Genomic DNA, 24834 nt, shown 5'->3' on the forward strand with positions numbered 1-24834 from the left:
AATTTCGATTATGCATAAAAAAATTAATGAGGAGTGTGCACAAGATTTCTAGACCAAACATAATCGTTTTTTTTGTTTTTTTTACGCACCAGATATTCTTCGCGGGTCTACCCACTAGGAGTTATTTGATGTCAGATGTAAGGCTATACACCGAAAAACAAACCGCGATGAGGTTGTCTATGTCAGTTAGCGCATTACAGAAGAGTCGAGCTAAGGGCTCAACTGCAATTGAGCTGGGGCATGCACCAAGCTTTATTAAGATTGGTAGTCTTGTACGCTACACGGCCGAGGATATTGAAAATTTTATTTCTTCAGCAAAGCAATATGCACTTGAGTCAGAATCGAAGTCCTCGACCAAAGAGCAAAATCTTGGAACCGTGATGTGGGGAAATACGGGGGGGAATGAGAGGACAGATAATAGTCAACATGTAGAAATGGTAGTTGAAGACTCTATGGAGGGGCGGCTGATAAAGGAAAAAAAACCTAAATGTTGGCTGACGGGTATTGGCTTATAGCATGTTGATATTGGGCCTAATCCTTTATTTCTTTGCTCTCAGGCCCATTGAACTTCTATAAGTTGCATACGCTTTATCAGGTAAGTAAGCATTATTAAAAAATGCTGTAATTGGACGAGTTGAACACTGGACTCGTCAAGATTGATACTTTCATCTTAAGCGACGCGTTAGAGCGTCGCTTTACTCTTTTCGGGTCATCTTCAGCTTCGTTTTTTTGCACTCTATTAACTCCCTAACTTTTATCATTCTAAGATGCTGACACGACCTAATGCGTGTTCCATTTTAGGCAGAATAAATTTGTAGCTTGAATTGCCTTGAAGATTGGCTAGACTGATGTTTTGCACCCTTTTGCATGGGGTTGCATGCAGTTTGTGCGATATAGGTGCGATCGTTCCTAGGTTCAGGTATTTCGAAGGTGAGAATGGGTGTGCTTTAGATACAAAAAAGCCCATTGAATCAATGGGCTTCTTCGTTGTATTGGGTGGTGGCCCCTCACGGACTTGAACCGTGGACCTAACGATTATGAGTCGTGTGCTCTAACCAACTGAGCTAAGGGGCCGACTTAAGGTAATCGTCATTACCTGAAGCGGGAGGAAGTATACTAAGCTTACTTACGCTTGTCACCCGTGTTTTGGCTGGAAATTCACGCAACTGATTCAATTGGTTATCTGTTAATCAACTTAAATGCCATCGTCGGCTAAATTTAATGCTTTCATAGCGTGCTTAAGCGGATATTACTGCCGGAGAGGCAATAAAAAGCCCTGCATAGGCAGGGCTTCAAATCTTACTTAGCTGACTTTAGGCTTATAACGGTCTATTCATCTAGGAATGATTTTAAGATTTCTGAGCGTGAAGGGTGACGCAGTTTGCGCAGTGCCTTAGCTTCAATCTGACGAATACGTTCACGGGTCACGTCGAACTGCTTACCCACTTCTTCAAGTGTGTGGTCAGTGTTCATATCGATACCAAAACGCATACGCAGTACTTTCGCTTCACGGGCGGTTAGACCTGCTAACACTTCGTGAGTGGCGTTCTTCAAACTTTCGCTGGTCGCTGAATCCAGTGGTAGTTCGAGGGTCGTATCCTCAATAAAATCACCTAAATGCGAATCTTCATCGTCACCGATTGGGGTTTCCATGGAGATAGGTTCTTTAGCGATTTTCAGTACCTTACGGATCTTATCTTCCGGCATCATCATACGCTCAGCCAGTTCTTCAGGTGAAGGCTCACGGCCCATTTCCTGTAGCATTTGGCGAGAAATACGGTTCAGCTTGTTGATCGTTTCGATCATGTGTACAGGAATACGAATGGTACGCGCTTGGTCAGCAATAGAACGAGTAATCGCCTGACGGATCCACCAAGTAGCATAGGTCGAGAACTTATAGCCACGACGGTATTCGAATTTATCCACGGCTTTCATCAAGCCAATGTTACCTTCTTGGATTAAGTCCAAGAATTGCAAACCACGGTTGGTGTATTTCTTCGCGATAGAAATTACCAGACGTAAGTTTGCTTCAACCATTTCTTTCTTCGCACGGCGGGCTTTAGCTTCACCGATTGACATACGACGGTTGATGTCTTTAATGGCAGAAATCGCTAAGCCGGTTTCTTCTTCAACTGCAGCAAGCTTGGTGCGACAACGGATCACGTCGTCTTCAACTATTCTTAGGCCTTCGGCATAAGGTTTAGTTGAGGCTTTCTCAGTGTTGAACCAATCGAGGTTGGTTTCGTTGCCAGTGAAGAGTTTGACGAAGTTTTTCTTCGGCATTTTGGCTTGTTCAACGCACAGTTTTAACACTAAACGTTCTTGAACACGTACGCGATCCATCATAGTGCGCATGCTTTTCACTAAACGGTCAAACTGTTTAGGTACTAAGCGGAATTCTTTGAAGATTTCACCGATTTCGAATAGCGCTTTTACCGATTCAGGGTGTTCACGGCCCTTAGCTTCGATAATTTTCAGTGCACTTTCGTAGGCAGTTCTCAGTTGACCGAATCTTTCGCGTGCTTCTTCAGGATCTGGCCCTTTGTTGCCTTCTTCTTCATCTTCAGTGTCGTCGTCATCTTCTTCGTCATCTTCATCTTCCAGCTCTTGTTCAGATAATTCTGAGCCGATGTGAGTGGCGGTCGGTGCAACGTCTTCGTCAGGGTTAACAAATCCAGAGATAATATCAGATAAGCGCAGTTCGTCGGCTTCAAATTGGTCGAATTGCTCAAGGATCATAGCGATCGCTTGTGGGTATTCGGCGACTGAACTTTGAACTGTGTTGATGCCTTCTTCGATGCGTTTGGCGATAACAATTTCGCCTTCGCGGGTCAGAAGCTCAACGGTACCCATTTCACGCATGTACATGCGCACGGGATCGGTTGTGCGGCCAAGTTCGCTTTCTACTGTTGCCAGTGCGGCAGCAGCTTCTTCAGCGGCATCTTCGTCTGTGTTGTCTTCCGACATCATCATGTCATCGGCATCAGGGGCTTCTTCGAACACCCGGATACCCATGTCATTTATCATCTGGATAATATCTTCGATCTGGTCAGAATCGACCATGTCTGCAGGTAAGTGATCGTTCACTTCTGCATAGGTTAAGTAACCTTGCTCTTTACCTTTGGCAAGCAACAGCTTAAGTTGCGACTGCGGAGTATGATCCATAGATATCATCCAAGTTGGGAAACTGTTACAACGACGGACACTTAGCATGAGCTAAGTGCCGCGCAAATCGTCAATTATAGCCGTGTGCACATGTCTGTGCTAGTCACTGGGACAGTGAATGAGGACATTTTTGCCTCAGTTTAACCCTTTCATGACTGAGATCAGCTTCGAGAGCTGCATCTTCTCTTCTTTAGTATGAGTCTGTTTTAGACTCAATTCCTGATATCGTTGTTCAATATATTGATTGTTCAACCAAACCAGGGTTTGTTTAAACTTTTCGAGCAAGTTTTCATCCGCCACTTGATGGTCCCATTGGGCCAATTTATGGAGAGTGCCGCTGTAAGGGTGCTCTCTGAATTGTTCAAGTAGTTGTGCGCTGTTTAACGTTTGCTCTCGAGTCATCTCCAATAACAGTGGCAGCAATTCTATGCCTGGCATCTGCAAGTGGGCGAGTGCGGGTTGTGGGGGTAAGCCCATACCCAGTTTAGGATGTTGTACTAGCAGTGCGATGGCGAGTCGCAATGGTGTACCGCGTCCTTTTAATCCTTTATTTGCCATTGGTTTAGCTTGTTTCACGCTAAAGCCTAGCTTCTTTTTCATATCTTCTGAGCTGTTCATTCCTAACTTGTGAGCTAAGTTCTCAAGCAGTAAATTTTGCAGCACAGTGTCTTGAATTTTTTCAATTAAGATAAAAGCTTGTTTCGCTAAGTTGCCTTTATCTGTACCGTATTTTGTCGCTAACGTATCAAACAAAAACTCGGGTAGTGCAATGGCTGAAACCATTAAGGTTTCAAATGCATCTTTACCAATCTTACGTACCATAGAATCAGGATCTTCGGCCTGAGGCAGGAACATAAATCGCACTTGATCGCCTGGCTTTAATAATGGCAATGCCGTTTCTAAGGCACGCCAAGCCGCTTCAGTACCCGCTCTGTCGCCGTCGTAACAGCAAATCACTTCTTTAGCGCTGCGCAGCAAAAGCTGAAATTGCTCCGCCGTCGTCGAGGTGCCTAATGATGCGACAGCATAATCGACACCAAATTGCGCCAACGCCACCACATCCATATAGCCTTCAACGATCAGTACTTTGTCAGGATCGCGATAGCGTTGCTTTAGTTCATAGAGACCATAAAGCTCATTGCCCTTATGAAATATGGGCGTTTCTGGAGAATTCAAGTATTTGGGTGTGCCATCACCTAAAACTCTGCCACCAAAACCAATGACTCGTCCGCGTCTGTCGCGGATAGGAAACATGAGGCGGTCACGAAATCTGTCGTAACGTTTACCACTGTCATTGGCAATTAACATACCCGCAGTCAGTAACTTATCCTGCGCATCTTGATTCTGACGATAGCGGCCCAATAAGCCGTCCCAACCGTCTGGCGCAAAGCCAATACCAAAATGTTCGACTACATCATCGGATAAACCGCGATAGGCAAGATAATCGATAACTTTTTGTTTATCTTGGTGTTGTCTAAGTTGGTTTTGAAAGTAAAGGCTCGCTTCTTCCATGAGCTGGTATAAGTCACGACTTAAACCGTCATCATGTCGCTTGCCCGTGCCTTGTTCTCTGGGAACCTCTAATCCAAGCTGGCCCGCCAAATCTTCAATGGCATCAATAAAATCGAGTCGGTCATACTCCATCACAAAATCGATGGCGTTGCCGTGAGCACCGCAGCCAAAGCAATGATAGAACTGTTTATCACGGCTGACGGTAAACGAAGGTGATTTTTCGCTATGAAAAGGACAACAGGCCGAGTAGTTCTTACCCGCCTTTTTCAAGGGCACCTTACGATCGATAAGTTCGACTATGTCAGTGCGAGCGATTAGCTCATTGATAAAATCACGAGGTATTGCCATTGAGTGCTTAAAATCCCGCCTTGCGCGAATTTAAACAAACAAGCCGCGCATAGGCACGGCTTGTTCATACAGTGAAACGCTAATTATTGCAATTTAGCACGGATCATAGCGCCGATAGCGCCCATGTCTGCACGTCCTTGCACTTTAGATTTCAATGCTCCCATTACTTTGCCCATATCCGCCATGGCGGATGCACCTACTTCTACAATAGTTGCATCGATGAGCGCCGCGACTTCCGCCTCAGTAAGAGGGGTAGGCAGGAAAGCTTCAATAACTTGAATCTCTGCTGCTTCCACGTCGGCCAACTCGTTACGACCCGCTGCTTCAAATTGAGCAATCGAGTCACGACGTTGTTTCACCATTTTGGTTAAGACCGCTATAACCTGTTCATCAGTCAGAGATTCGCGGGTATCCACTTCAATCTGTTTGATGGCGGCTAATGCCATACGAATAGTGCTCAAGCGCGCCTTCTCTTTGGCGATCATGGCCTGCTTCATGTGGTCTTTTAGCTGATCAATTAGGCTCATATGAGATTAATATAAACGTACGCGACGTGCGTTTTCGCGAGAAAGCTTCTTAGCTAAACGTTTAACTGCAGCTGCTTTTGCGCGCTTACGTGCAGTAGTTGGCTTCTCGTAGAATTCACGAGCACGCACGTCGGCTAAAATACCAGCTTTTTCACAAGAGCGCTTGAAACGACGCAGAGCTACGTCGAATGGTTCGTTTTCACGTACTTTAATAATTGGCATACGCCATCACCCCTTAGGTGTAGGTTGTTCTGGTTCAATTACTCGAACCAAGTCTATTTAAAATGGTGCGGAATTTTATACCGAGACACCTAGGCTTGTAAAGCCCTAAAACTGAGCTCAGTCCTATAGTGGACTCAATATGGCCTGCGCGACTGGAGTAATCGAGCGCTTGCAGGTAGAATTAGTGCACTTTTGTTAGCAATTGATGAGACACCATGCGGGTTCTAGGTATTGAAACATCTTGTGACGAGACAGGTATCGCCGTCTATGACGATGAACTGGGCTTATTATCGCACACTTTATACAGTCAGGTTAAGCTGCATGCTGACTATGGTGGTGTGGTGCCTGAGTTGGCGTCGCGTGACCATGTACGCAAAATTGTGCCGCTTATTCGTCAAGCGCTGAAAGATGCGAATACTGAAATGGCTGATCTCGACGGGATTGCCTATACCAAGGGCCCAGGTTTGATTGGTGCTTTGCTTGTTGGTGCCTGTGTGGGGCGTTCACTGGCGTTTGCTTGGGACAAGCCTGCAATCGGTGTGCACCATATGGAAGGGCACCTGCTGGCGCCTATGCTCGAAGATGACGCGCCTGAGTTCCCCTTTGTGGCCTTATTAGTTTCTGGTGGCCATTCTATGTTGGTTAAAGTCGATGGGATTGGCCGCTATGAAGTGTTAGGTGAGTCGGTTGACGATGCCGCGGGTGAAGCATTCGATAAAACGGCCAAGTTGATGGGGCTGGATTACCCCGGCGGTCCGCGCTTAGCTAAACTGGCCGCTAAAGGCTTACCCGCAGGTTATAAGTTCCCGCGTCCTATGACCGACAGACCTGGACTCGATTTTAGCTTTTCGGGTTTAAAAACCTTCACCGCTAATACCATTGCCGCTGAACCTGACGATGAGCAAACGCGCGCCAATATTGCCCGTGCCTTTGAAGAAGCCGTGGTTGATACGCTAGCGATTAAATGTCGCCGTGCGCTGAAGCAAACTGGCTATAACCGCTTAGTGATTGCCGGTGGCGTGAGTGCGAATACGCGTTTAAGGGAAACCTTGGCTGAAATGATGAACTCGCTAGGTGGACAAGTATTTTATCCCCGCGGTGAGTTTTGTACCGATAACGGCGCCATGATTGCCTTTGCGGGATTGCAGCGTTTAAAGGCGGGACAATACGAAGATTTAGCGGTAAAAGGTCAACCTCGATGGCCATTAGATACCTTGCCACCTGTGGCATAACACGCCTTTGATGCCGATGTATTGATGCTGAAATAAAAAACTGCGCTTTTAGCGCAGTTTTTTATTGGGGTAATTTTATTGGGCGTAATGTCATCTCAAGATTTTTTAGGACGCTTCTTGCGTGACACTTTAGATTCTTCACCCTTGAGTAAGCGCTGAATATTGTCTTTATGGCGAATGATGATAAGTGTCGACAACATGGCAACGGGAATGGTGAATCTGTCGTCTAGCCACCAAGTATAAAGGGGCGCCAGTAAAGCGGTAAGAATGGCGGCAAGGGACGAGTAGCGGCTAATTAACAATAGGACGACCCAAGATGCCATTAAGCAAATCGCTAAATCATCACCAATGGGGGCCATAGCACCAAAGGCGGTAGCAACGCCTTTGCCACCTTTGAATCCAAAAAATACCGGATAAATATGTCCAAGACAGGCGGCGATGGCGATGAGCCCGAGTGACACTGCATCTATGCCCATGAGATAAGCTAAATAAGAAGGCACAGCACCTTTGAGCATGTCAAAAAACAATACCATGGCAGCCGAACTCGCGCCGCCAATTCGCAGTACATTGGTGGCTCCTGGATTGCCTGAACCTTGCAATCTTGGATCGGGTAGACCTCTCATCCTACAAACCAGCACGGCACTTGAGATTGAACCAGCCAAATAGGCGGCCAAAATCATCAAAAGTGTCTGTGTTAATGGACTCACATTGGTTTCCTTACGCGTCTTAAGGTATTATCGCGCAACAATTTAAAAAGCTGACTCAGTTGTCAATCCCGCTATAGGTTTGTGCGATAACTCGCCTAGTTGGGGCTGAGATATTTTCTGAATGAGCAAATCCTTTTAGGGCGTTATCCTACTGTGGATTGGCTCGAGTAGAAAGTAAATTAGTTATCTGTCAGAAGATTGCGGATTATACAGCTAGGATCGCTTTTAGCTTATCAGACCTCATAGTAGTCAGTTAGTTGGAGAAAGCATGGATAAGGTACTTATACGGCAATTGCGCATTGATACTGTGATTGGTGTCTATGAGTGGGAAAAGAAAATCCATCAGAGCCTGTTATTAGACTTAGACATGGCGTGGGATAATAAACCTGCCGCAGCGACGGATGATTATCAATATGCGCTGTGCTATGAGACAGTTTCCAATCGATTAACCCAACTTGTTACTGAGCATCCAATCGAGTTAATCGAAACGGTTGCCGAGCGAGTGGCCGATTGCCTACTTCAAGAATTTAACGTGACTTGGGTGAAAGTTGTCGTGATGAAGCCAGGCGCGGTAGCAACTGCAGCTTCGGTTGGCGTCGAGATTGAACGTTCACGTTAGATGAGTACTTGATCAACTGCGCTATTGATTGAGAAATAGTGTTTATCTTCAGATAAATCGGACATTAGCATGGCACGTATTTATATCAGTCTGGGTAGCAATATCGAGCCTGAACAGCATCTGCAAGCTGGATTAACATCGCTGCGAGCGTGTTTCGGGCCGCTGCGCCTCTCTTCTATGTATGAAAGTGAAGCGGTAGGTTTTAGTGGCACTAATTTTTTGAATATGGTTGCTAGCGCTGAAACGGATCTTAATATAGCGGCGGTAGTTGCACAGTTTAAGCAAATCGAGCAGAATCACGGCCGGCTTGCCGGGGCAAAGAAATTTAGCCCAAGAACCTTAGATTTGGATCTGCTGCTTTATGACCATGTGGTATGCCAAACGCCTGTTGTGCTGCCCCGTGCTGAGATAGTCAATAATGCCTTTGTGTTATGGCCATTAGCCGAGTTAGCGCCGGAATTGATTCATCCCGTGGTAGATAAAAGCTATGCAAGTTTGTGGCAAGAGTATGACAAAAATTCACAGCGACTTTGGCCTGTGACGTTTGAATGGCCCCCAGGGCTGACGTTTTAATTTATTGATAGGATTGTCATGGATACGTTTCAGGTCATTATTTTAGCGCTTATTCAAGGGCTAACCGAGTTTTTACCTATTTCTAGTTCTGCCCACTTAATTTTACCCGCACAGCTTTTAGGCTGGGAAGATCAAGGTTTATCCTTCGATGTGGCGGTGAATACTGGTTCGTTATTTGCTGTGGTGATTTATTTTAGGCATGAGTTATGGACTATGTTTAATGCTTGGATTGCGAGCATTTTCAGAGGTCAACAATCCGAAGACAGCAAGCTGGCGTGGTGGATTATTCTGGCGACCTTGCCAGCGGTGTTTTTTGGTTTTCTGGCAAAGGATTTTATCGCAACTCACCTACGTAATGCTGAGGTCATCGCGGTCACTACCGTCGTATTTGGTTTATTGTTGTGGTGGGCCGATAAGATGTCGCGCCGCGATTTAACGGTTTATCAGACGGGCTGGCGTAAAGCCTTGTTAATTGGTTTCGCGCAGGCATTTGCCTTGATTCCAGGAACTTCGCGCTCTGGTGCCACTATGACAGCGGCGCTAATGTTAGGCTTAAGTCGTGATGCAGCGGCCCGCTTTTCATTCTTAATGTCAGTTCCTGTGAGTTTAGGCGCGGCGATTTTAGTGGGTAAAGATCTGGCGAAAAGTGAGCTTCCGATTGATTATCAAGCGTTAATCCTAGGAACTCTGATTTCGTTTGTTGCAGCTTATGCCTGTATTCATTACTTCTTAAAAATCATCAGCCGCATGGGAATGACCCCGTTTGTGATCTATCGTTTAGCACTCGGTGCAGTCTTGTGTGGATTTATCTTCTTCTAGCCACGCGAGTTTGGCCATCATAGTGAGATAATAAATAATAGAATCGGGTCATGTACCCGATTTTTGTTTTTGGAGCTTCCTCATTTTCTGAAGCTTAACTTATTTTTGGAGCTTTATATGGGTCTCGAATATCAGTGTCCAACCTGCGGACTTGCGTTAAAACAACACAAAGCCTCCCAAGGTTTTTATTGTGTCAATAAGCATCACTTCGATCGGAATGAGCAAGGTTATTGGGTTTTTACTAAGCCACAACGCCAAAAGCCGACTGGTGATTCGCGCGAGCAAGTTAGAGCTAAGCGTTTTCTACTCGAATCAGGCATATTTTCGCCTTTGATCGATAAACTGGCTGAGATAATCACTGGATCTATTACGCCTGATGCTTGTTTATTGGATTATGAATGCGCTGAGGGCTTCTTCTTGCGTGCTTTAGCTTCCAAGCTGGCTGAGGTCGAAAATCCGCTAAACGTCCAGTACGTGGGCGTAGCGGACGCAGAAAATGCTATTTTTGCTGCAGCGAAGGCGCAGACTCCTGGGATCTTGTGTTTAAGCTCTTCTAAAAAATTACCCTTTATCGATAATTGTGTGGATTTTATTACTGTTATTGATCGGCCGTTAAAGGGAAAAGAGTCTGTTAGGATATTGAAAGACGATGGGACCATGTTACTGGTTATGCCTGGGCCACGACACCTATGGCAACTCAGGGAATATATTTATCCTGACTTGGCTGAAAAACCTTTCAAAGTGAATTTGCCCTCTGCATTATCGGTAAAAGACACTCAGGCACTGAGCTTCACTTTATCTGTTACCGGTGAGCAAGCATTAACGCTATTGGATATGGCGCCTTATGCGTGGCGTGCAACTGACAAGATGAAGCACGATATTCAAGCTAATCATTTTGAGTCGTTGGAAATTGACTATGTATTAGTCTCAGCACATAAACGCGTGGTTGAATCGCTATAGGTTAAAATCTGCAGTTGATGCGGTTAATTTTAAGCCAATTCATAGGCTTAGTTCGATGGTTTTTAGATGCTTTAAAAGGCTATATTACTCAAGTCTATGATTCTGTTTGACGTTTTCATGTTGTTTTTATGTTACATGGGCCGAAGCTGTTATTATTTTTAACTTTAGGCCTATTTGTTCTGTGCCAAATACAGACTACTTATTGTCTTTGTTTCCCATGTAGCCTCGATTTTTGTCAATAGCTTTTCTTTTAAAGAAAAATATTACTCTTTTATAAAAAACCATTTTTTAAGATAAACGAGAGTGACTTTTAAGAATACTTAAAAGTTTAAATGAGAAGCTTAGATTAATAACGAAGGTTTTAATTAAAAGACGAATGGGATCCGTTTATACAGGCGCATACAAAAGTTAACTTTTCAAGGAGATTGGGGGATAACCTTTAAAGATGCGTTTGGAGATTTAAAGTCAATTTAGCGTTTTTGTATTAGTGGATTGACAATTTTGAGTATCAATACCTTGAATGACAGGCATAAAAAAAGGCTTAGATTGATGTGCTTATCGCTTTCATCTTTCTTAAGCCTTTTGTCTTAACTTACTAAACAGTAAGCTAAATTACCTTTCATTACTTCTTGTAACGAGAAGCAACGTTGTCTAAACGGTCGTTTGCGCGTTTAGCTTCTGCTTGTGCGTCCATAGATGCTGCTTTTGCATCTTTAACGTCTGCAGACAGTTTGCTTTGCTCTGATTTCAGAGAACCAACATCAGCTGACAATTGATCAACTTTGTTGCCCAGAGTTGCAACGCTTTCTTCCAGAGCAGTAGTGTTCGCGCAACCACCTAGTAGGGCAGTCATTGCTAAACCAGCAATCATCAGTACTTTTTTGTTCATTGTAAAAAATCCCTTAAAATAGGTTGGATTTGAATGTTTCGTTACTTTGTAAGCGAAACTGCCTAATTATGACATAGCTATTTTAATTTGCTACGAATATTAATGTGTTTAACCACTATAGGCATATAAATTTTTTTTAAAAGCTTTTTTTATAAGTTATATCGACATTTCTAATCGTAAAGGAGGGTATTTTTCACTATAAAGTGATGCGCCACTTACAAATCCTTTACAAATTACTGTTCATCCGTCGGCAGTTTAGTTTGCATTTTTTGTTTAAACTGACTGACCGCTTCAATCCGACGTAAATTTAACGCCTGCTTTATCTCTGCGCCTTGAAAACCTGCGGCAATAATGGCGGCAATATCGACATTATTGGCGGCAAGGAAGCATTGAGTTAAATATTCACCCTGAGGGTAGGGGTTGTTTTCAAATCCTGTGCGACCACGCATATCGGCGGTGCAGGCTAATATAAGCTGCGTCAAGCGCTCTGGCTTACGCCAAAAGTCAGCTTTATCGAATATTTTTACGATCGTTTCGGCTCTAAGCTCGAAGGCCTGATGAACGTTCTGATGTTGGTCACTGACCAGTAACGCCAAATCGCGGGTTTCGTTCGGCACTCGTAAACGGGTGCAGAGCGCTTTTATCAGCGGCAAGCCCTTTTGGCCGTGACCGTGATGTTTAGGTAAATGCTCTTTTGGACTGAGGGCTTTGCCTAAATCATGTACGAGAGCGGCAAAACGGACGCTTTTATCCTCAGTGAGAAGGGCGGCTTGGGCGAGCACCATTAAAGTATGCACACCAGTATCAATTTCAGGATGCCATTTTTCTGGTTGAGGAACGCCAAATAAGGCAAAGATCTCGGGAAAGAGTACTTCAAGGGCGCCGCATTGGTGCAGTACCTCGAAAAAGACCTCTGGGTGAGGTCCGCCTAAGCTTTTATCGACTTCTTGCCAAACTCGCTCCGCTGTTAACGCGTTAAGCTCATCGCTTGCGCTAATTTGGCGCATCAGTGCCAGAGTTTCTGCGGCAATGTGAAATCCTAAGGCATGAAACCTTGCGGCAAAACGGGCGACACGCAATACACGAAGTGGATCTTCAACGAAAGCATCCGATACATGGCGCAATAGGCGCGCGTTAATATCCTCAATACCATTAAAAGGATCGTATAAGTTGCCCTTTTCATCTTGGGCGATAGCATTGATGGTCAGATCTCGGCGTAACAAGTCTTGTTCTAGAGTCACATCGGGACTGGCATGGCAGCTAAAACCACCATAACCCAGTCCAATTTTTCGTTCTGTTCGGGCTAACGCATATTCTTGTTGGTTTTTAGGATGTAGAAATACTGGGAAATCTTTACCGACTTGGCGGTATCCCAGTTGCAACATTTGTTCTGGAGTCGCACCAACGACGAGGTAATCTTTGTCCTTGATAGGGAGATTGAGCAGGCTGTCACGCACAGCACCGCCGACGAGATATATTTTCACAGGCAAGATTCGGCTAATGTGTCATAAACATAGCTTATCATGCCCAATAAGGTGATAGATAAAGTCGTCGCGAGATATTTGCGCACTTATGTGTCACATTGATGTTGCGGATATTTTGACAATAACATTGGGACGCTTTAACGTGGGGCGTTATTTTTAAATTAGGATGATTGGTGGTATGTACAAGGCCTTTTACGGACTCAGCGATAACCCTTTTTCGATTGCACCCAATCCCCATTATTTATTTTTGAGTGATAGGCACAGAGAGGCATTGGCCCATTTAACCTACGGGTTAGGGGAAACGGGCGGCTTTGTGTTGCTAACAGGGGAAGTTGGCACGGGTAAAACGACGGTATCTCGCTGTTTACTCGGGCAATTGCCCGATAATACCGACACCGCATTTATCCTTAATCCATCGCTAACAGAGCTCGAGTTGCTCGCCACGCTTTGCGATGAACTTAAGATTTCCTACGGCGACAATCCCACACTCAAGCAGTTGACCGACCACTTGAGTCGGTTTTTATTGGATAATCACAGCAAAGGCCGTAATACCGTGCTCATCATCGATGAAGCGCAGCATTTACGCCCTGAGGTGCTGGAGCAACTGCGTCTTCTGACTAATCTTGAAACGGACACTAAGAAGTTATTGCAGGTGATTTTAATCGGTCAGCCAGAATTACAGCTGTTATTGAAGCGCCAAGAGCTGCGCCAGTTAGCCCAGCGGATCACCGCTCGCTACCATTTATTACCGCTAAATGAAGATGAAATCGCCCTCTATGTGTTGCATCGCTTGCAAGTCGCGGGCCGATTTGAACCTTTGTTTACCCGCAAAGCCGTTAAGGTGTTGCAGAAGTACAGTGGCGGCATCCCTCGATTAATTAACCTCTTATGTGAACGCTCGCTGATGGCGGGCTATGCGCAATCGCGGGTGCCCATCGATCATCATATGGTGCGGCAAGCTGCGGCTGAAGTATTAGGTGAAGAGGAGCCGACTCAGAATAGGTATCTTTGGCCGACAGCGACCGCTGCGGCGTTATTTGTCGCTTTTGGTGTTTCCTATTGGCTATTTACCGACAAGCCTGTCAATGCCGCGTCAGCGTCTAGTATGGCCCTTGAGTCAACGTCAGCAAATGTTGCTGCATTAAACACTCAAGCTTTGAGTGCGACCGAAGGAATGGGCAAGTTAGTACAACCCGTTGATCAGCAAAGCAGTCAGGGGTCAATTCCAGATCCCAATCAGCGCTTACTTAATGATGCGATTAATCAGAGTCGCGATATCGATACTGCCTTTGCGGGTTTGTTTAGCGTGTGGGGCAAAGTACCGTATAAAGGTTTAACCGCCTGCCAATCTGCGGTTGAGCAAGGATTGTCTTGTTATCAGCAGCAGGGTAACTGGATGTCACTGACTCGGCTTAATTATCCAGCCGTGGTGTATTTGGTTGATGATAACCAACAGGATTTTTATGGTGCTGTGATTGCGGTAGATGGCGAGCAGTTGCTGATGCAGTTAGGTGAACAACAACTTTGGGTAGATAGAGCTTGGTTCAATCAACATTTCAGTGGCACCTTCGAAATCCTGTGGCAAGCACCGAATTTGCCTATGATGGATATCAGTCAAAAATCGAGTCCAGGTCAACTGCAATGGTTAGAGAATGCCTTAGCCCATGTGAATAATCGCAATACTCGCAGGGTCAATCAATTCGATGTGCAACTGGAAAATGATCTTAAAAGCTTCCAAAGTCAGCATGGTTTAAAAGCCGATGGTATTGCCGGAAATCAGACATTAGTGAGATTAAATTTGTATTTAAGTCAGCAAGGTCCACGTTTAACCGATAATGGGGCGCGCAGCTGATGTCCATTTTACTCGATGCCGTGACCCGTAATAAACAACAGCAACAGTCGCCTTTACCCGATGCAGTGATGACGCCAAGGGCGAATTACCCACAGCCACGTAAATCTGGCGTGCCGATAGGCAAGCTGTCCTTACTTGTCGTCGCAGTCGCCGCCGGAATTGGCGTCGCTTGGGGATTAAGTGTTTGGGACCAAACTCGACATATTTCAACCGAGCATGCTTCAACTAATAATGTGGCAGTGGCAAAGGTATTGCCACCAACTGCATCTTCATTACCAGCTTCGACAGTGGCTAAAAGTGAGCTTCAGACTGTCTCGACAGAATCGGTTGCTCAGCCGCAATCTGAGGGCAGTGCTAATACAGGTGTTCGACTCGCAGGAAAAGTGGCGCTGCCTCGGGCACAGACTTTGCCCGAGTTAACTGCATCATCGCAATATCAGGGCGGGGCTGTAGCAAACTCGGCTCAGGCTTCTAGCGCGAATATGAACAGCAATGCTGTTCAAAGTTACAATGTTCCTAAAAATAGTGTTCCTAACAACAGCGATCCGAATAATAGCGATTCCAGTTATGGAGACTATATGTCGACGTCAGCCCAAGTGGACGCAGCAAGTCGCGAAGTTGCTTCTATGTCTACAGACACGCAAACACAGCAACCTATGATGTTGGGCGCTAATGCCAATGAGTCGGGTCTTGCGAGTCTTGAGGCGCTGCGTCAGCAAGTCAGTGCTGCGGCGGAAGATGTCGGTTTAGAAACCAACAAAAGTCGCGATGAAGATAAGTTAGTGGCTTCCTTTCAAAGTGCGCTAAAGGATGTGGAATACACCAATGCGGCGGAGACAAATGTCACTGAAGCAAAATTAGATCCTATTCCTAAAACGGCTGCGGATGATATCCCAAAATACGGTCAACTACCTGCCGGGCTACAATTACAAGTGCCTGAATTTAATATTGTCGCCCATGTTTATTCCAGCGATCCGACCCAAAGGTGGCTGAATGTGGACGGTGCAGAGTTGCAGGAAGGGGATATGATTGCGGGTAAGCTGAAGATTATCTCCATTCGTCCGCGGGACATAGTGTTAGATATTCAAGGTACCCAGTTTAAAGTGCCTGCAATATAATCTGGCTTTACGATGATTAATGCTCGCGGTTATCTGTGCAAGTCATAGCTAAAGAGTAGAAATGAAAAAGGCGCCTAGGCGCCTTTTTTGATCTTAGTGAATCTCAACTTAATCAAACAGTCTGTAGGCTAAGAATAGGGTCAATGCGTAACCGACGCTGTAGCAAAGGAAAAGTGCTGGAACGTATTTTAAGTAGCTCACAAACGTCAGTTCTTTCACTTTACTCATGGCTACAATACCCGATGCTGAACCGATAATCAGTAGTGAACCACCCACGCCAACGCTATAGGTTAAGCCAAGCCATTCAGGGGTATTTAGCACTGGGCTTGCTTTTAACAATGCCGCCGTTAATGGCACGTTATCAATCAAGGCTGAGCCGATACCTGTGACGAAGTTAGAGATGTTTGGATTAAACATAGTATAAGCTTCGGTCAGCATGTCTAAGGTGCCGATTTCTTTAAGCATACCCACGAGCAGTAAAATACCTAAGAAGAACAACAGGGTGTCGTATTCTACTTGGCGAATATACTCAAGGATTTTGATTTCTTCTTTATCGCTACGCGTGGTGTGGCCAATCAGGAACATGATTGACAGACCCGTAAGGAAGGTCAGCACTGGCGGGATACCAAACAATATGTTCAGTAACATGGTCATTAAAATCGTGCAGAAGAACACGAGGGCAATCATGACATCAACGGTTTGATAGGTGTGTTTGATGGGGGTCGTACTCACCACGCCTTCGGCTTTGAGTGAGAACAGGGTCGCCAACAAAATCACGCTCACGGCCGATGGGATAAACAACATCAGCAGTTCAGACATATGCACATGGCCGCCTAAGAAGATCATCAATGTTGTCACATCGCCGGTGATCAAAGCGACACCGCCTGAGTTCACTGCGAAGATAATCAACACTGCCATTCTGCGGCGCATTTGCTTGTCGAGTTTAAAGGTGGTTAATAAGCCTAATGACACTAACGTCGCGGTGACGTTATCACAAAATGCCGAAAGCACGAGTGCGAACAGGGCAACTTGGATCATCAACATACGCACCGACACTTTCTGCGGGAACAGCTTTTGCACCATGATTTGGATCATGCCTTTAGCGTTCAAGTACGCGACGAAGGTCATGGTCGACATCAGAAAGAGCCAGAGTGTGGCAATTTCGAGCAAATTTTCATTGAGTTGATGGGCAACGAGTTTCTCATTGGCCGGTTCTCCAGCAGCCATAAACAGCGCTACCCAAGAGATACAGCCAAAGAATAAGGTGGTTTTTGCTTTATTAAGGTGGGTCACTTCTTCGAAAATAATACTGAGCAATGCGAGCACGGCCAGTATGATGAGAAAGGTATTTAACATAACTGCAATTCCAACTGCTGTTTTAATGTCGTAGGGCGACTTGAGTCAACCTAAAGATTGGGCATATCAAGGCTGAATTAAGCTAGCCGTGTTAGCGCGTGCGGATCAGAACATAATGGGCTAAAGAACGCAACTGTTAGCTGTGACTCAATTTACCGCTGCTTTGTGATGTTGATCCCATGCGTTTTAGCGATAAACTGGTTTTATATATCGGTACTTTAATTTTTGTTAGTGTGATTGACTATATTGTTTGATTTGATTACCGCGTTAAAAGTGAGATCTACGATTAAAGTCTAAGCAGTCAGTTTGTCGATCCTTCAATTAATTTTTGTTCAGGAAGAGATCCATGAATGCAGAGGCCAAAGTGGAGTCGTTTTTCCACACTTTCCCCTGTTATTGGCCACAATGGCTTAATTGATTCGCGTGTCACAAAAATGTCTTTGCCAAAATCTTGACTGGATACAAAGTGAGCGCTATCTTGTGGCTGTTTTCTTATCTGGGCACAGGATGTTGTGTTAACACCGGATGTTGTGTTTTTGGAGTAGATGTAAATGACATTTGTTATCCGGAGCCTTTTGCTTTTGGGCTCACTGGTTTGGTTAACGTATTCTGGCAAGCAGCTTATTGCGCTGGGTGTGATGAGTCAGCCTGAGCTCGCCATTGAGCATATCAATTTGACCATACAGCTGGTTGTGGCGGCGATAATATTTAAATCGGCTTTAGGTTCTAAAAAGTCCGATAGCTACTAACGCTAAATAAAGCTAACTGAATCTAAGTAAAGCTAATTAAATTTAATAAAAACAAAGGGACGCTATTGCGTCCCTTTGTTTTTTTAAGGTGTAGCAGCCCTAAGATCTAGGTTTAGCTTGCCGCTTTCATGCTCGCTAATACGCGGTCAGCCGCTTCTAAGGTCAAGCGCATTTCTTCTTCGCCATGGGCCATAGACAGGAAACCGGCTTCATAAGCGCTAGGTGCCAAGTACACGCCTTCATCTAACATACCGTGGTAGAAAATACGGAACTGCTCAATATTACATTGGGTCACTTGGTCAAAACGGGTGATTTCCGGTTGTTCTGTGAAGAAGAAACCGAACATGCCGCCAACATAGTTGATCGCCATTGGAATACCGTGCTTGTCAGCTGCCGCTTTAAAACCTTCTGCAATACGTTTGGTTTTTGCGCTTAGCTCTTCGTATAGACCTTCTTCACACAGGGCTTCCATTTGCGCCAAACCTGCTGACATCGCAATTGGGTTACCAGATAACGTTCCCGCTTGGTAAACCGGACCCGTAGGCGCGATAAACTGCATCACATCTTTACGGCCACCGAAGGCCCCTACTGGCATACCGCCACCAATCACTTTACCCAGCGTGGTCAAGTCAGGGGTGACGCCGTAGTAACCTTGAGCGCCGCTTTGTGATACGCGGAACCCTGTCATCACTTCGTCGATGATCATTAAGGCACCGAACTCGTCACAAATATCACGCAGACCTTGAAGGAAACCTGGGATAGGTGGAATACAGTTCATGTTGCCAGCAACGGGCTCGATGATGATGCAAGAAATGTCAGTTGGATACTGCTCGAACAGGGTTCTAACAGAATCTAAGTCGTTATACACAGCCGTTAAGGTGTGCTTGGCGAAATCTTCTGGAATACCGGGTGAGCTAGGTTGGCCTAAAGTTAGTGCGCCAGAACCTGCCTTAACTAACAGGCAATCCGCATGGCCGTGGTAACAACCTTCGAATTTTAAGATCTTGTCACGATTAGTAAAACCGCGTGCTAAACGAATGGCGCTCATAGTAGCTTCTGTACCTGAACTCACCATACGAACTTGCTCGATAGAAGGCACCATGGAGATGACTTTCTCGGCCATTTGCACTTCAAGTTCTGTTGGTGCGCCAAAAGACAAGCCATTTTCCACTGCCGCTAATACCGCTGCACGGATTTTAGGGTGATTGTGGCCGAGGATCATCGGGCCCCAAGAACCGACATAGTCGATATAAGCTTTGCCATCGGCATCGTAAATATAAGCGCCGTTTGCTTTTTCAATAAACAGGGGCGAACCGCCTACACCATTAAATGCACGAACCGGAGAGTTAACGCCGCCGGGGATGGTTTTTTTAGCCTGTTCAAATAGCGCTTCGGAACGGGTCATGTTTAGTCCTTAAAGTCTGTAGCCAACTAGCGATCGGCTTTACGTGAATACCAATTAACCGGACACTCATATTTTTCGAGTTGATGATCAACGCCGAGTGTCAATGCAAACAAAGCCATGCGAATTAACAGCCCATTATCCGCCTGTCTGAAGATGGCGAGATTAGGGTGGCTGTTCAAATCATTATCTAACTCATTGGCTTGCGCGCGTGAATCCCTTGGAAGCGGATGCATAATGACAGTGTTAGATTTGCAATGCTGAGTGTAAATACTGCGATTTAAGCGGAACTTGCCGCGATACTTATTCGCTTCTTCCTGTGAAGGGAAGCGTTCTTCCTGAATGCGAGTGAGATACAGAATATCTGCTTTATCTAAATGGCCTTCAAGCTGGTCGGTTATTTTGATGCTATGGCCAGCATTTTCAATGTCGGAGATCACATAATCAGGCATCGCTAATTCAGCAGGTGAAATCAGTGTGAAACTGATGTTCTTATACATGCAGAGTAAGCGTGATAGTGAATGCACGGTACGGCCAAATTTTAAGTCGCCGACCATTGCTATGTGCATGCCATCGATACCGCGGCCGGCACACTTAAGTTCTTTTTGGATAGTGTATAAATCGAGTAAAGCTTGGGTCGGATGTTCGTTCGAACCATCGCCACCGTTGATCACTGGGACGCGACTGCCTTCGGCAAACTCTTTCACTGAATAAGAGTCTGGATGGCGCATGGCAATCACATCGGAATAAGTGGATAACACGCGCGCCGTATCGTACAGGGATTCACCCTTAGATAAAGACGATGAAGCCATACCTGTGGTTTCACGCACATGGCCGCCAAGTAAGTTAAAGGCACAGCCAAAACTTACGCGGGTACGGGTACTGGGTTCGAAAAACAGATTACCTAAAATGGCGCCATCGAGCACATTATTGCGCTTCTCTCGAAGTGCATAGGGCATCATACGGCTAGCGACATTAAAAATAGTTTGGATTGAGTCAAGATCTAACTGGTTTACGGAGAGGATATGGGATCCTTCGAACTGATTCATCAGCCTGTTTTCCAATTTGCTAGGGGGCATTTTAAGCTGCGGTATCGCGCTTATCTGCCCTGATGTTATGTAGGGTGGCTGAGGCGCGATTGTAGCAGAAGCACAGGGGCAACGAAATAGCCACATTGCCACTGTGTTAGATTTTTGCGATGAAGCCCAAAGCTTTTAATCTGCCACCTTAGGTTTGGCATCGATATTAGGTTTTGCATCACTATCAGATTTTAAATTGATATCAGGTTTTAAATTGACGTTAGGCTTGGCCTAAGCGAATTTCCTGTTGCAGGTTCGACCAACTGATCACTCCGACCACGTTATCGGGCGTATCTTGATAGATAAACACCTCACCGCTGCGCTTGGGTGACAAGAGTAAATAGGCTTCATTGAGCGTAGTGCTGTCGCTTAAGCCTTGCATGGGATGGCGCGATAGTGTGGTACTGTCATCGTAGGATTGCATTTCAAGGCTGAGCATTTCGATAACGCCATCGGCATTGCGAACCAGCACTGGTCGACCTTCTGCCCGTTTAAGCACTTCGAGTAACAATTCATCGTTGTTATTGACGATAACAAAGCGTTTATCCATCAAGGCTCGCACGCCTTTTTTCTGCAGCGCTAAATTTACTGGCGCAACTTTATAGCCTAGCCCCATGATTTCTAATTGTTTAAAGAAAATAGAGTTAGTCTTAAAACCTTGATAGGCAATCAAAAATGCCGGAATAGTCACAAACATCGCTGGCAGAATAATACTGGCATCATTGGTCATTTCTAGCAGGGCGACTAACGCCGCCAGCGGCGCGCTTAAGCACACGCCCATCATGGCTGTCATGCCGATCACAGTGTAAAGCCCTACATATGGAGCGATCGACGGGAATAAGATGGCACTGATCAGCGCCAAAATCGCGCCGAGCAGCGCGCCGATACCATAGAGTGGACCAATCAAACCACCTGGAATACCTAAGCCAATCGCTGCAATAGTGGCAATGATTTTGGCAAATAACAGGGCGATTAACAGCAACAGGCTTGGATGTTGGCTAATGGCTTCGCTAATGGCTAGATCGCCCGTGCCAAGGGCTTGCGGCAACACGAGACCGATTAGTGTAGTGACACTGCCCGCCAATAATAGTCGGTAAATCAGTGGCCAATTTTGCCCCGTCGCGGTGACTTTTAAGAGTGAGTAATTAAACAGCGCCGCAGCGCAGCCCAATACCACGCCGCCGATGGCGAGAATAGGGTAGTGATCTAAGGGAATGTGGATCACTTGAATACGGTCAAATTCGTGCACATTACCAAACACTAATTGGCTTGAAACCGCGCCACAAATTGCGGAGAGCATAATCGGGAAGAAGTAATGGACTTTATATTCGCGGACAATCACTTCGAGGACAAAAATCACTGCCGCCAAGGGCGCGTTAAAGGTCGCGGCAATCCCTGCGGCAATGCCACTGGCGCACATAATACGCACACTGTTATCGGGAAGATTGAATTTTTCGGCGAGAAAACTGGCACTGACAGCGCCCAGATGAATGGCTGGACCTTCACGGCCGACGGAGAAATTGGTGCCGAGGGCGAATAATGCTTGAAAAAATTGCCCTACGGCAGATTGCAGCGGAATTTTACCGTAGTGCAGTTTAACTCTATGTAACACATAGGCTATTCCCATACGCTTATAACGTTTGGAGCCTAGCTTAGCCACAATCCAAATTAATATTGCGCCTAAAAGTGGTAACAGGGCTCGCCAGTCGGCGACGTTCCCCGTAAAATCCAGCGCCTGTATTTGGGTGTAATGATTGGCCCAAACGAGCAAGAGTCGAAACAGTAAGATCACGCAGGATGCGAAAATGGCAAACAGCAGTGCCAGTATGCACAGTTGTGCACTGATCCTCGCTTGGGATAAATGGTCACGTAGCTCATTGGTTAAATACTTTTTGGCTGTGACTATGGCATGTTGAATAGCGACTTTATTTATCGTTAATTGCACTGCATTGGCCTGAGTTGTATTGTATCGAACTCGTTCTTGAGTTGATTGTATTTTATATAAGGGGCTGTTACCTAATGCCAAATTATCATCGTTGGCTAGATCGGCTGCAAGTGATGGATCTCAAGTATCGTCCATCTTCAGTGTATTTATCGCTTTTAGTGTTAGTTTCTATTCTTTTTGGGGCTTGGATAAGTTTTCTGCTATTAAGCAGCGATGAGCCCGTGGTTAAACACATCAGCAGCAAAGCTCAACGTTTGAGTGCTGAATTAGAAACACAGACCCAATTGCTAGCGACCCGAAATTTAGAGCTGTCCGTCGAGCGTGAGGCTAACGCCCAAATGCAAGATATGTTTGGCCAGCAGATGAAAAAGCAAAAAGAATTGGAACATGAGCTGGCGTTTTACCGTAGCATTATGACACCGGATGATAATGCCGAAGGTGTCGCCATCCACGGACTTGAAATGACGCCGGGCGTTTTAGCCGATGAGTACAATCTCAAACTGGTATTAACTCAGCTGCAAAAGCGCAAGCAAGCGATTCAAGGTCGAGTCGAATTGACATTAATTGGAGTGCAGGAGGGTAAATCCGTTAGCTTGAGTGTGAACAAACTCACGGGTTCTAAGTTGGAATTTGATTTTCGCTATTTTCAGGTCATAGATACCAAGGTCACTGTTCCTGCTGGCTTTAGTTTACAGCAAGTGAAAGTTAAAGTGCTGGTGCCTTCGAGCCGCTGGACCAAGAATTCGCAGACAGAACATGTCTATAGTGCCCCTGAATTATTACAGGGTGAAAAAGAACCACGGGTAATACTTGAACAAAACAGTCAGGTAAAGGATAATTTGCCCCAGAAAACTGATGTAAGAGGTAGTAATGACTGATCAAGCTGATACAGCAATGCCAATCCAATTTACCGATGCGGCAGCCGCTAAGGTGAAAGGTTTGCTGGAAGAAGAGCAAAATCCTGCACTTAAGCTACGAGTCTATGTGACTGGTGGTGGTTGTTCTGGATTTCAGTACGGCTTTACCTTTGATGAAAAGGTCAATGACGGCGATTTTACGATAGAAAAACAAGGCGTTCTCTTGGTTGTCGATCCTATGAGCCTACAATATTTAGTCGGTGGTGAAGTGGATTACACTTCAGGACTCGAAGGTTCTCGCTTCTTCGTGAAAAACCCTAACGCAACCACAACTTGTGGCTGTGGTGCCAGTTTCTCTGTATAAAGATTGTCTCTGTGTAAAGAGTTTCTCTATAAAGACTGCTCACTTAGCGCTTTTAAGGTGTGAAGTGAGAGCAAAAAAGCCGTCGTAATGACGGCTTTTTGTTGGGCAAAATTCAGTATGCTACGAACTTAACTCATGATATTCAGGTTAAGCTTAGGTTTAAACCACGCCTTTACCTTTTTATCAAAAGCGACCCAGACTTGCAGTAATGACAAGATGATTAACGCGATAAAAATCACATAGTCAGGCAGTTTGCCCTGCCATTCACCTAAATGCACTGTCGTCGGGCCTACCACTAAATTGCCGGGATCGTACATAATCACTGGCAGCATGCTAATCAAGCCAAGCTGTACGACTGTGTAGCCACGCAGCATGATAAGCGCCGCCTTTTGTCGACCAATAATGGCAATCACCATCAAGAGTGTCAGTAGACAAAATAACACGCCTTGTTTAGCGACTAAGCCGCTCACGGACGCAACAACATACACTAGCAGCAGGGCAATCAGTCGTTTGGGTAAACGTGAACTCACGGCCGCGTCAGCCTTAGGTGTCGGTATCGCCGATTCTTGCTCGCTCATAGACATTCTCGCTTAGCTATTGAGATTAATGGCTTTGCTTAGGCGCTAATCGTTGATCTAACTCATAAGGTGGGATAACCACACCTAAATCATCTAATACTGGGAACACGGCAACGAACAGGTCGTCATCTTCCATGCCAGGCACCCATCTTTCGTGAAATTCATCGAATGGGATCGCTAATGTTTGGCAATCGCTCCACTCATCCACAGCCCAAGATTCAGCCGCTTCTTCGGTTGGCCACATTGGAATGCAATCTTCTTCTTCAGTGGTCAGCATGACGCAACCGTCTTGGTCTTGTAATGTCCAAAGAACTTTATGTTCTTTGACTTGCTCAACGAGGTAATCGTAACGGGCTTCTGGTGTCATTGCTGCTGTCTCAGCGAGGGTTTTAACAGTCTTGCTCATGAAAAATATCTCTTTTGCTTGAATAGGGCGAAGCCTGTTGTGTCTCTAATGTAAAAAACTAGGGCACAGCA

General features: G+C 45.5%; 24 protein-coding genes and 1 tRNA gene. 11 read left to right on the forward strand and 14 right to left on the reverse strand.

Annotation, left to right across the window (positions count from 1 at the left end; all coding sequences use genetic code 11):
- The first annotated feature begins 128 nt into the window (after positions 1–128).
- Positions 129–515: a helix-turn-helix transcriptional regulator gene (locus AC5YB3_RS17560; RefSeq protein ID WP_242326116.1), complete on the forward strand. Its 387-nt coding sequence runs from the start codon at positions 129–131 to the stop codon at positions 513–515.
- 482 nt (positions 516–997) lie between these two features.
- On the opposite strand, the gene AC5YB3_RS17565 is transcribed toward AC5YB3_RS17560, so the two are convergent.
- The 5 genes from AC5YB3_RS17565 to rpsU all read right to left on the reverse strand — a co-directional run bounded on the left by AC5YB3_RS17565 (position 998) and on the right by rpsU (position 5774).
- Positions 998–1074 (reverse strand) — tRNA-Ile (locus tag AC5YB3_RS17565).
- A 255-nt stretch (positions 1075–1329) separates the two neighbouring features.
- A complete protein-coding gene (gene rpoD / locus AC5YB3_RS17570) occupies positions 1330–3165 on the reverse strand; it encodes an RNA polymerase sigma factor RpoD (RefSeq protein WP_494525840.1) in 1836 nt (611 codons plus the stop codon).
- 135 nt (positions 3166–3300) lie between these two features.
- Positions 3301–5025 (reverse strand): DNA primase, encoded by a 1725-nt coding sequence (gene dnaG, locus AC5YB3_RS17575; protein ID WP_259579715.1) that lies wholly within the window; start codon positions 5023–5025, stop codon positions 3301–3303.
- Positions 5026–5108: 83 nt separating this feature from the next.
- Positions 5109–5552, reverse strand: coding sequence for a GatB/YqeY domain-containing protein (locus AC5YB3_RS17580; RefSeq protein ID WP_006080724.1), 444 nt, complete (start codon positions 5550–5552; stop codon positions 5109–5111).
- A gap of 6 nt (positions 5553–5558) precedes the next feature.
- Complete coding sequence (gene rpsU / locus AC5YB3_RS17585) at positions 5559–5774, reverse strand: 30S ribosomal protein S21 (protein ID WP_006080725.1); 216 nt, start codon at positions 5772–5774, stop codon at positions 5559–5561.
- A 215-nt stretch (positions 5775–5989) separates the two neighbouring features.
- On the opposite strand from rpsU, the gene tsaD reads away from it, so the two are divergent.
- Positions 5990–7006 carry a tRNA (adenosine(37)-N6)-threonylcarbamoyltransferase complex transferase subunit TsaD gene (tsaD, locus tag AC5YB3_RS17590; protein WP_006080726.1) on the forward strand — a complete coding sequence of 339 codons (1017 nt, stop codon included), beginning with the start codon at positions 5990–5992 and terminating at the stop codon, positions 7004–7006.
- A 95-nt stretch (positions 7007–7101) separates the two neighbouring features.
- Here the strand turns inward: tsaD and plsY are convergent, their stop codons facing one another.
- A complete protein-coding gene (gene plsY / locus AC5YB3_RS17595; RefSeq protein WP_006080727.1) occupies positions 7102–7713 on the reverse strand; it encodes a glycerol-3-phosphate 1-O-acyltransferase PlsY in 612 nt (203 codons plus the stop codon).
- 268 nt (positions 7714–7981) lie between these two features.
- On the opposite strand from plsY, the gene folB reads away from it, so the two are divergent.
- The 4 genes from folB (at position 7982) to AC5YB3_RS17615 (ending at position 10684) form a co-directional block, all read left to right on the forward strand.
- On the forward strand, positions 7982–8332 hold the full coding sequence (folB, locus tag AC5YB3_RS17600; protein WP_006080728.1) for a dihydroneopterin aldolase: 351 nt from the start codon (positions 7982–7984) through the stop codon (positions 8330–8332).
- Between the two features lie 69 nt (positions 8333–8401).
- A complete protein-coding gene (gene folK, locus AC5YB3_RS17605; protein ID WP_006085038.1) occupies positions 8402–8905 on the forward strand; it encodes a 2-amino-4-hydroxy-6-hydroxymethyldihydropteridine diphosphokinase in 504 nt (167 codons plus the stop codon).
- An 18-nt stretch (positions 8906–8923) separates the two neighbouring features.
- Positions 8924–9724, forward strand: coding sequence for an undecaprenyl-diphosphate phosphatase (locus AC5YB3_RS17610; RefSeq protein WP_494525841.1), 801 nt, complete (start codon positions 8924–8926; stop codon positions 9722–9724).
- Positions 9725–9841: 117 nt separating this feature from the next.
- Complete coding sequence (locus AC5YB3_RS17615; protein ID WP_006085039.1) at positions 9842–10684, forward strand: putative RNA methyltransferase; 843 nt, start codon at positions 9842–9844, stop codon at positions 10682–10684.
- Between the two features lie 622 nt (positions 10685–11306).
- Here the strand turns inward: AC5YB3_RS17615 and AC5YB3_RS17620 are convergent.
- On the reverse strand, positions 11307–11573 hold the full coding sequence (locus AC5YB3_RS17620) for an Lpp/OprI family alanine-zipper lipoprotein (protein ID WP_006080732.1): 267 nt from the start codon (positions 11571–11573) through the stop codon (positions 11307–11309).
- Positions 11574–11806: 233 nt separating this feature from the next.
- Positions 11807–13057, reverse strand: coding sequence for a multifunctional CCA addition/repair protein (locus tag AC5YB3_RS17625; RefSeq protein ID WP_494525842.1), 1251 nt, complete (start codon positions 13055–13057; stop codon positions 11807–11809).
- Between the two features lie 178 nt (positions 13058–13235).
- Between AC5YB3_RS17625 and AC5YB3_RS17630 the strand changes: the two genes are divergently transcribed.
- Positions 13236–14909 carry an ExeA family protein gene (locus AC5YB3_RS17630; RefSeq protein WP_494525843.1) on the forward strand — a complete coding sequence of 558 codons (1674 nt, stop codon included), beginning with the start codon at positions 13236–13238 and terminating at the stop codon, positions 14907–14909.
- Positions 14909–16027 (forward strand): general secretion pathway protein GspB, encoded by a 1119-nt coding sequence (locus AC5YB3_RS17635; protein WP_126491409.1) that lies wholly within the window; start codon positions 14909–14911, stop codon positions 16025–16027. The genes AC5YB3_RS17630 and AC5YB3_RS17635 overlap by 1 nt, the downstream gene beginning before the upstream one ends.
- A 108-nt stretch (positions 16028–16135) precedes the next feature.
- Here the strand turns inward: AC5YB3_RS17635 and nhaD are convergent, their stop codons facing one another.
- Positions 16136–17383 carry a sodium:proton antiporter NhaD gene (nhaD, locus tag AC5YB3_RS17640; RefSeq protein WP_006085043.1) on the reverse strand — a complete coding sequence of 416 codons (1248 nt, stop codon included), beginning with the start codon at positions 17381–17383 and terminating at the stop codon, positions 16136–16138.
- A gap of 551 nt (positions 17384–17934) precedes the next feature.
- Between nhaD and AC5YB3_RS17645 the strand changes: the two genes are divergently transcribed.
- Positions 17935–18132, forward strand: coding sequence for a hypothetical protein (locus tag AC5YB3_RS17645; protein WP_006080737.1), 198 nt, complete (start codon positions 17935–17937; stop codon positions 18130–18132).
- Positions 18133–18244: 112 nt separating this feature from the next.
- On the opposite strand, the gene hemL is transcribed toward AC5YB3_RS17645, so the two are convergent.
- The 3 genes from hemL to AC5YB3_RS17660 form a co-directional block, all read right to left on the reverse strand.
- Complete coding sequence (gene hemL, locus AC5YB3_RS17650) at positions 18245–19537, reverse strand: glutamate-1-semialdehyde 2,1-aminomutase (RefSeq protein ID WP_012088581.1); 1293 nt, start codon at positions 19535–19537, stop codon at positions 18245–18247.
- Positions 19538–19563: 26 nt separating this feature from the next.
- A complete protein-coding gene (locus tag AC5YB3_RS17655; protein WP_006080739.1) occupies positions 19564–20583 on the reverse strand; it encodes an aspartate carbamoyltransferase in 1020 nt (339 codons plus the stop codon).
- Between the two features lie 250 nt (positions 20584–20833).
- Positions 20834–22558 (reverse strand): chloride channel protein, encoded by a 1725-nt coding sequence (locus AC5YB3_RS17660; protein ID WP_006080740.1) that lies wholly within the window; start codon positions 22556–22558, stop codon positions 20834–20836.
- Positions 22559–22632: 74 nt separating this feature from the next.
- On the opposite strand from AC5YB3_RS17660, the gene AC5YB3_RS17665 reads away from it, so the two are divergent.
- Positions 22633–23436 carry a DUF6776 family protein gene (locus AC5YB3_RS17665; protein ID WP_011846148.1) on the forward strand — a complete coding sequence of 268 codons (804 nt, stop codon included), beginning with the start codon at positions 22633–22635 and terminating at the stop codon, positions 23434–23436.
- Entirely contained in the window at positions 23429–23779 is a 351-nt protein-coding gene (gene erpA / locus AC5YB3_RS17670; RefSeq protein WP_006080742.1) for an iron-sulfur cluster insertion protein ErpA, read from the forward strand. Before AC5YB3_RS17665 ends, erpA begins: the two co-directional genes overlap by 8 nt.
- 128 nt (positions 23780–23907) lie before the next feature.
- Here erpA and AC5YB3_RS17675 read toward each other — a convergent pair whose 3' ends face one another.
- Positions 23908–24357, reverse strand: coding sequence for a hypothetical protein (locus tag AC5YB3_RS17675; protein WP_006080743.1), 450 nt, complete (start codon positions 24355–24357; stop codon positions 23908–23910).
- Between the two features lie 25 nt (positions 24358–24382).
- Positions 24383–24763: a DUF2750 domain-containing protein gene (locus tag AC5YB3_RS17680; RefSeq protein WP_006080744.1), complete on the reverse strand. Its 381-nt coding sequence runs from the start codon at positions 24761–24763 to the stop codon at positions 24383–24385.
- Between the last annotated feature and the right edge of the window lie 71 nt (positions 24764–24834).

The organism is Shewanella sp. 1311, assembly GCF_059338235.1.